Raw genomic sequence first — 7,734 nt, 5'->3', positions numbered from 1 at the left:
TACGCTTGATCCATCGACCAACGAATACACGATCACGGTTACCGTTGATGAAGGTCAGCGCTACACCTTCGGTAATGTAGGCGTTGAAAGCACCGTTGAAGGTGTGGATGCGCAGGCGCTTGACGGTCTTCTCAAGACACGCGAAGGCAAGCCTTACAGCGCCAAGCAGATCGAAGATTCCGTTACAGCGATCACTGAAAATGTCGCTGGTAGTGGTTATGCATTTGCCAAGGTCGAGCCGCGTGGCGACCGCGACTTTGACAATCACACGATTTCGCTCGTTTACAGTGTTGATCAGGGTCCGCGCGCTTACGTTGAGCGCATCGAAATCCGTGGCAACGACAAGACCCGCGATTATGTCATTCGTCGTGAGTTCGACATGAATGAAGGCGATGCCTTCAATCAGGTCATGGTTCAGCGCGCGAAGCGTCGTCTTGAAGCGCTCGACTTCTTCCAGACCGTCAATATCTCGACTGCTCCAGGTGCTGAGCCTGATCAGGTTATCCTGGTTGTTGATGTCGTCGAAAAGTCGACCGGTGAATTCTCGATCGGTGGTGGTTATACAACAGGTGGTGAATCGCCAGGTGCGCAGGTTGAAGCTGCTATTACCGAACGTAACTTCCTCGGTCGTGGACAGTTCATCCGAATCAGTGCTGGTGCAGGTCAGGACGAAATGCGTAACTACGCGCTGTCGTTCACTGAACCTTACTTCCTCGGTTATCGCATGTCGGCTGGTTTCGACGTATTTCGTCGCTCGTACCGCGTAGATAGCGGTGGTCGTTATGATGTTCAGCAGACGGGCGGTACGATCCGTTTCGGCTTGCCGATCACCGATAACTTCTCAGCTGGTCTGGCCTATAACCTCGTTCAGGAAAAGTACGACCTGTACGTTTCGGGTCCAGATGGTCAGCCTGATCCTAACTATTATGCTCCTGCTCTTATCGATGCAGCAGAATTCAGCCCGTGGATTCGTTCGTCGGTTAGCTACTCGCTTACCTACAACTCCATTGATGACATGAAGAACCCGCATGATGGTATTTATGCGAAGTTCACGCAGGAATTTGCGGGTCTCGGTGGCGACGCCAAATATGTAAAGACCACGTTCAAGGGTAATTACTATACTACGCTTATGCAGGAAGCTGACATCGTCGGTATGCTGGGTGTTGGTGGTGGTTACATCCACGAATTTGGTAATGACGGTGTTCGTATCTTTGATCTGTTCAAGAACAATTCGGATATGATCCGTGGCTTTAAGTTCAACGGTATCGGTCCTTATCAGGATGCTGCAAACGGCAACCGTTACTGGATGGGTGGAACGACCTATTTCAATGGTACGGCTGAAGTTCAGTTCCCGATGCCGGTTGTTCCGGAAAGCCTCGGTATCCGTGGTGCTCTCTTTGCAGACGCTGCAACCCTGTATGGAAATGATACCACGGGCGTTAACGGCGACGACAAGAAGCTTCGCGCTTCGGCTGGTGTGAGCTTGATGTGGGCTTCGCCATTCGGTCCGTTGCGTTTTGACTACGCATTCCCGATTGCAAAGGCTGATACCGATAAGGTTCAGAATTTCAACTTTGGTGTTTCGACCAAGTTCTAATAGATTTGCCTTTTCCCGGGGCAGACATGCCCCGGGCAAGAAAGTGCTTTGATGGCAGATCCCATTTTCTTCAAGCCTTCTCGTGAACTCACGATAGGCGATATAGTAGATTTTACCGGTGCAAAACTTCGTAACCCGAAGTTTGCACCGCGTGCTGTTGCACGTTTGGCTTCATTAAACAATGCGAGTGAAGATGCGCTCGTTTTTGTTGACGGAAAAAAGAATGCTGCGGCACTTGCTGGCATGAAAGCCGCAGGTGTTCTTTGCTCGGAAGATGTGGCTGATAGCGTTCCTTCCGGTATGGCAGCACTTGTCACCAGAAATCCGCAACGTGATTTTTCGTCCGTTGGGCGGATGTTGTTCCCTGTATCTGTGCGCCCTGAAAGCTGGCTTGGTGAAACAGGCATTTCCCCGGCTGCATTCATTCATCCTTCTGCAAAGATTGAAGACGGTGCGACGATTGAAGCGGGTGCGATGATTGGCAGGAATGTCAGCATCGGTAAAGGTACGCTCATTGCTGCAACCGCCGTTATCGGTGAGGGCTGCCAGATCGGTCGCGATAGCTATATCGCGCCGGGTGTAGCTGTTCAGTTTGCCATGATCGGAAATCGTGTGTCGCTGCATCCGGGCGTTCGTATCGGGCAGGACGGGTTTGGTTACGTGCCTGGCCCCAGAGGTCTTGAAAAAGTACCTCAGCTCGGCCGCGTAATCCTTCAGGATGATGTTGAAATTGGTGCCAACACCACGATTGACCGCGGCGCTTTGAACGACACGGTGATCGGTGAGGGCACCAAGATCGATAATCTGGTGCAAATTGCGCACAATGTGCGATTTGGCCGATTTTGCGTTGTGGCCGCACTTTGCGGTATTTCGGGAAGTGTTGTTATCGGCGATCAAACCATGATCGGCGGCAGTGTAGGCCTTGCCGATCATGTGGTTATCGGTTCACGTGTACAGATTGCTGCGGGAAGCGGCGTAATGAATGACATACCCGATGGCGAGCGTTGGGGGGGCGTCCCTGCTCGACCAATAAAACAATGGTTCAGAGATATCGCGAATATCCGGAGCATCGGGAAACCAAGAAAGGAGCAATCCTCTGATGAGTGATGCTAATCAGAAGAAGCTGGAAACCGCAGATATTCAGGCAGTTTTGCGTGCGCTCCCGCATCGCTATCCATTTTTGTTGATCGACCGTATCATCAATATTGATGGCGATCAGTCTGCAACAGGTATCAAGAATGTCACGTTTAATGAGCCGCATTTTACCGGCCATTTTCCTGATAAGCCGATCATGCCAGGCGTTCTTATTATCGAAGCCATGGCACAGACAGCCGGTGCAATTACTGTTCTCAAACAGGGAACAGATGCGCCTAGCCTTGTTTATTTCATGACGATCGACAAAGCCAAGTTCCGCCGTCCGGTGGTTCCGGGCGACCAGCTTCACCTTCACGTGAAGAAGGTGAAACAGCGCGGAAACATCTCCAAATTTGAGTGCGTGGCGGAAGTTGATGGCGTAAAGGTTGCCGAAGCTGAAGTCGCCGCGATGGTTGGCGTAGCCGAAGAAAAGGCGTGAGTACCTCAATGAAGGAAACTTTTATCCACCCTACCGCTCTCGTGGAGCAGGGTGTGGAGCTGGGACAGGGCGTATCTGTCGGCCCATTTTGTCATATTCAGTCGGGCGCCGTCATTGGTGACGGTTCCGAACTGATGAGTCATGTCGTCGTCACGGAGGCGGTAACGCTTGGTACTGGCGCGAAGGTTTATCCGCATGCCGTTCTCGGTTGCGATCCGCAGAACGGAAAGCATAAAGGCGGTCCGACGAGGCTCATCGTTGGCACAAACTGCCTCATCCGCGAAGGTGTTACCATGCATCGCGGTTCTGACAGCAGTCGTGGATATACAAGTGTTGGCGATAATTGTCAGTTTCTCGCTTATGCTCACGTCGCTCATGACTGCGATGTTGGTGACCACGTTACATTCGCCAACAATGTGATGATTGGCGGTCACGTGGAAATCGGCCATCACGCCATTCTCGGCGGTGGTTCTGCCGTTCACCAGTTTACGCGCGTTGGTCATCATGCTTTTGTTGGTGGTATGGCAGCACTTGCGCACGATCTCATTCCTTACGGGAGTGCAATTGGCAACCACGCTTATCTCGGCGGCTTGAACATCATTGGCATGAAGCGTTCGGGTATGCAGCGCAAAGATATTCATAATTTGCGCCATGCGGTGCATATGCTGTTTGATCGCTCCAAGCCTGTGCGTGAACGCGCGCAGGACGTTCTAAAGGCAATTCCGGATTCAGACGGTGTGGCTGATCTTATCTCCTTCATTCTGGTGGATAATAAACGCGCCTATTGCACCCCACCGCTCGGTTCATCCGTAGGCGGAGCGATGGATGACGGTGACGACGCTTGATAGCGGGCAGAGCGTGATTAAGCGCACCCGCACGGCTATCATTGCTGGCAATGGTCTTTTGCCCATCAAGGTGGCAGAGGCTTTAAAGGCGGATGGAAATCCGCCTTTTGTGCTTCCACTGCGTGGTGAAGCCGATGCTTCGCTGTATAATTATGACCATCAGGAAATTTCAGCGGTCGATTTTGGCATGCTGATGCGCGCTATGCGTTCCGCTGGCGTTTCGCAAGTGGTTCTGGCCGGTGGACTTCGTAATCGTCCGCATTTAAGCGATTTGAAGCTCAACTGGCCGACTATAAGAGCCGTGCGCTATGTTCTGACTGCGCTTAGTCAGGGCGATGATGCGCTACTACGCGCGTTTATGCGCCTGCTGGAACGCTATGGTTTCAAAATGGTCGGAGCGCACGAAGTTGTGCCAGACCTGTTGTCGCCGGAACCAGCACGTTGTCTCACACGATTGGCCCCGGATTCGCGCGAGCGCGGTAATATTGCGCTGGCTATGGAAGCAGCCCTTCGTTTGGGCGAGCTCGATGTCGGTCAGGGGGCCATTGCAGCTGGCGGCCGGGTTGTCGCGCTGGAAGGTGCTGAAGGCACCGACTTGATGATCGAGCGGGTATTTGCCTTACGTGAGGAAGGCAGAATTTCGCGTCGTGGCGGGGTGCTTGTGAAAATGGCGAAACCAAGACAGGATGAGCGCGCTGATCTGCCCGCGATTGGTGTGTCGACGGTGGAAAATGCGGCGCGTGCGGGGCTGTCCGGCATTGCAATTGAAGCAGGACGCACCTTCATTCTTGGCCTGGCTGAAACCTTGGCCGCTGCAAATGAAAAAGGCCTTTTTATCGAGACGATCAGTCGAAGCACAAAGGACACGACAGGGTGAGCAAAACCAGCCGGCCATTGAAAATAGCAATCGTGGCCGGTGAGGAATCCGGCGATCTGCTTGGTGCGGATCTGATTGACGCTCTTCGCGACCAGACTGACAGGCTTGTCGATATCGTCGGAGTTGGGGGTGAGCATTTGACCGAGCGCGGATTGAAGAGTTTTTTCGATCCGCATGAAATTGCTCTGATGGGCCTTGGCGCTATTCTCAAGAACCTTCCAGGTCTTATTCTGCGTATCCGTGAGACCGCGAAGCGGATTGTTGCCGAAAAGCCAGATTGTGTGTTGTTGATCGACAGTCCGGAGTTCACGCATCGTGTTGCAAAGAAAATACGTGCAGCGGATCCGTCGATCCCAATCGTAAAATATATTGCTCCGAGTGTATGGGCCTGGCGCCCGCAACGCGCAAAAGCCATGCGAGCCTATGTCGATCATGTTTTGACGGTGTTGCCGTTCGAGGTTGAGGTGATGACGCGTCTCAATGGTCCGCGATCGACTTATGTTGGTCATCGTCTCAGCAGTTATGCACCGATACTGAAGGTACAGGTAGCGCAGCAGGCCGCCGAAAAGAATCGCTGGCCTGACGACAAGCGTTGCCTGTTGCTGCTTCCTGGCTCGCGCCGTGGAGAGGTTCAGATGCTCATGGAGCCATTCGGCAAGGCGGTCGCGGAACTGGCAACACGTGTCGAAAAACTCGAAGTCATCCTGCCTACATTGCCTCGGATTGAGGAAATGGTGCGTGAACTATCCAAAGACTGGGTCGTAAAGCCGCTTATCGTGACTGGTGACGAGGCAAAATGGCAGGCTTTTGCACGCGCAGATGCTGCATTGGCTGCGTCAGGCACTGTCTCACTGGAATTGGCTCTGTCGCATATTCCGACTGTTCTTTCCTATAAGGCGGATTGGTTTGCACGTCAGTTTCTGATTTCCAGAATTACGATCTGGAGTGCAGCACTGCCCAATATTATCGCAGATGCGCCTGTTGTTCCGGAATTCTTCAATGAATCCGTGAGGCCCGGCAACCTTGCACGCTATATTGAGCAATTGATGCAGAAAGGCGCTTTTCGGCAGGCTCAGCTCGATGGCTTCGACAAGGTGACGTCCATCATGGCCACCGAGCGGCCATCAGGAGAGATCGGTGCCCGCGTTTTGCTTGAACTTGCTGAAAATGGCAGAAAGCACTAGAGCATTTCCTGTTTTTCCTGAATCATTGGAAATGCTCTATCTCTTTGTTTTTTCGCATTATCCGACGCGAAACTGCTTCGCGCTTTTGCTGGAAATGCTCTAGAGCATAATTCCTTAAACTTGGATCAGTTTAAGGTGTTAGAGCGATCTTTGCGCCCCCAACAAGGCGCCCGGCGCTCTAATTTTTCAAAATCTATACAAACAAAAACCCCGGCAAATTGCCGGGGTTTTTTATTTTGATTTGGATTACTTGCGCTTTGCAACCGGTACGTAATCGCGTTCTGCAGCGCCGGTGTAAAGCTGACGCGGACGACCGATCTTCTGCTGTGGGTCTTCGATCATTTCTTTCCACTGTGCAACCCAGCCGACGGTACGGGCGAGGGCGAACAGAACCGTGAACATTTCGGTCGGGAAGCCAAGTGCCTTCAGCGTGATTCCGGAATAGAAGTCGATGTTTGGATAGAGCTTCTTCTCGATGAAGTATTCATCAGTCAGAGCAATCTTTTCCAGTTCCAGAGCAACATCGAGAAGCGGATCGTCCTTGATGCCCAGTTCGCCGAGAACCTCATGGCAGGTCTTCTGCATGATCTTGGCGCGCGGATCGTAGTTCTTGTAAACGCGGTGACCAAAGCCCATCAGACGGAATGGATCGTTCTTATCCTTGGCGCGTGCGATGAATTCTGGAATGCGGTCAACCGATCCGATTTCTGCAAGCATGTTGAGTGCTGCTTCATTTGCGCCGCCGTGGGCAGGGCCCCAGAGACAGGCAACGCCAGCTGCAATACAAGCGAACGGGTTAGCGCCCGACGAACCGGCCAGACGTACGGTCGAAGTCGAAGCGTTTTGTTCGTGGTCTGCGTGCAGGATGAAGATACGATCCATGGCACGTGCCAGAACTGGATTAACCTTGTACTCTTCACACGGAACAGCGAAGCACATGTGCAGGAAGTTCGACGCGAAATCGAGATCGTTCTTCGGATACATGAATGGCTGGCCGATATGATACTTATAGGCCATTGCTGCGAGCGTTGGTACCTTGGCGATCAGGCGGATCGAGGCGACCATGCGCTGATGCGGATCGGTGATATCGGTCGAGTCGTGGTAGAAGGCGGACATTGCGCCTACGCAGCCTACGATCACGGCCATCGGATGCGCATCGCGACGGAAGCCGGTGAAGAACTTCGTCATCTGCTCATGGATCATCGTGTGACGGGTCACGCGATAGTCGAAATCAGCCTTCTGAGTTGCTGTTGGCAGTTCGCCGTAAAGCAGCAGGTAGCAGGTTTCGAGGAAGTCACCGTGTTCAGCAAGCTGATCAATTGGATAGCCACGATAGAGCAGAACACCTTCGTCGCCATCGATGTAGGTGATCTTGGATTCGCATGAAGCAGTCGAAGTGAAGCCAGGGTCGTAAGTGAAGGCGTTCGCATTCTTGTAAAGTGGACCGATATCGACAACGTCCGGCCCGACAGTGCCTTGTCGTACAGGCAGGTCGAACGTTTTGCCGTCGAGGGTAAAGCTTGCTGTCTTATCTGACATCGTGTTTCCTTTCGTGTCCACTTTGCCGCCCGTGTGGCGGCTGAATTTTAATCGTCGTTATAACTTGTCTCTTGTAACATCTATGTGTTCCCCGCCTATGCGGGAAACCGCATTGTTTT

Annotated in this window: 7 protein-coding genes; 6 read left to right on the top strand and 1 reads right to left on the bottom strand. The window is 52.6% G+C overall.

The features are described 5' to 3' along the window. The 6 genes from bamA to lpxB form a co-directional block, all read left to right on the top strand. Window positions 1-1,597: outer membrane protein assembly factor BamA (bamA, locus tag CEV33_RS06680; RefSeq protein WP_094539691.1), on the top strand; the 1,597-nt coding region annotated here is incomplete at its 5' end. Between the two features lie 51 nt (window positions 1,598-1,648). After that, the gene (lpxD, locus tag CEV33_RS06675; RefSeq protein ID WP_094539690.1) at window positions 1,649-2,704 is read left to right on the top strand and encodes a UDP-3-O-(3-hydroxymyristoyl)glucosamine N-acyltransferase; all 1,056 of its coding nucleotides are present in this window, start codon (window positions 1,649-1,651) and stop codon (window positions 2,702-2,704) included. Beyond that, entirely contained in the window at window positions 2,697-3,170 is a 474-nt protein-coding gene (gene fabZ / locus CEV33_RS06670; RefSeq protein ID WP_094539689.1) for a 3-hydroxyacyl-ACP dehydratase FabZ, read from the top strand. Before lpxD ends, fabZ begins: the two co-directional genes overlap by 8 nt. A gap of 8 nt (window positions 3,171-3,178) precedes the next feature. Next, window positions 3,179-4,015, top strand: a complete 837-nt coding sequence (lpxA, locus tag CEV33_RS06665; protein ID WP_094539688.1) for an acyl-ACP--UDP-N-acetylglucosamine O-acyltransferase — start codon at window positions 3,179-3,181, stop codon at window positions 4,013-4,015. Next, entirely contained in the window at window positions 3,996-4,892 is an 897-nt protein-coding gene (locus CEV33_RS06660) for an LpxI family protein (RefSeq protein ID WP_094539687.1), read from the top strand. The genes lpxA and CEV33_RS06660 overlap by 20 nt, the downstream gene beginning before the upstream one ends. Next, window positions 4,889-6,076, top strand: a complete 1,188-nt coding sequence (lpxB, locus tag CEV33_RS06655; RefSeq protein WP_094539686.1) for a lipid-A-disaccharide synthase — start codon at window positions 4,889-4,891, stop codon at window positions 6,074-6,076. Before CEV33_RS06660 ends, lpxB begins: the two co-directional genes overlap by 4 nt. A 246-nt stretch (window positions 6,077-6,322) precedes the next feature. Here the strand turns inward: lpxB and gltA are convergent, their stop codons facing one another. Beyond that, the gene (gltA, locus tag CEV33_RS06650) at window positions 6,323-7,615 is read right to left on the bottom strand and encodes a citrate synthase (protein WP_024897092.1); all 1,293 of its coding nucleotides are present in this window, start codon (window positions 7,613-7,615) and stop codon (window positions 6,323-6,325) included. Window positions 7,616-7,734: the final 119 nt, after the last annotated feature.

It is taken from the genome of Brucella grignonensis (genome assembly GCF_002252505.1).
GTDB lineage: Bacteria > Pseudomonadota > Alphaproteobacteria > Rhizobiales > Rhizobiaceae > Brucella > Brucella grignonensis.
This window is presented reverse-complemented; position numbering and strand designations above follow the sequence as displayed.

What these genes read in the sequence shown, in the direction of transcription:
- lpxD (WP_094539690.1), top strand. Translation starts at nt 1,649, where the DNA reads ATGGCAGATCCCATTTTCTTCAAGCCTTCTCGTGAACTCACGATAGGC.
- fabZ (WP_094539689.1), top strand. Translation starts at nt 2,697, where the DNA reads ATGAGTGATGCTAATCAGAAGAAGCTGGAAACCGCAGATATTCAGGCA.
- lpxA (WP_094539688.1), top strand. Translation starts at nt 3,179, where the DNA reads ATGAAGGAAACTTTTATCCACCCTACCGCTCTCGTGGAGCAGGGTGTG.
- CEV33_RS06660 (WP_094539687.1), top strand. Translation starts at nt 3,996, where the DNA reads ATGACGGTGACGACGCTTGATAGCGGGCAGAGCGTGATTAAGCGCACC.
- gltA (WP_024897092.1), bottom strand. Translation starts at nt 7,615, where the DNA reads ATGTCAGATAAGACAGCAAGCTTTACCCTCGACGGCAAAACGTTCGAC.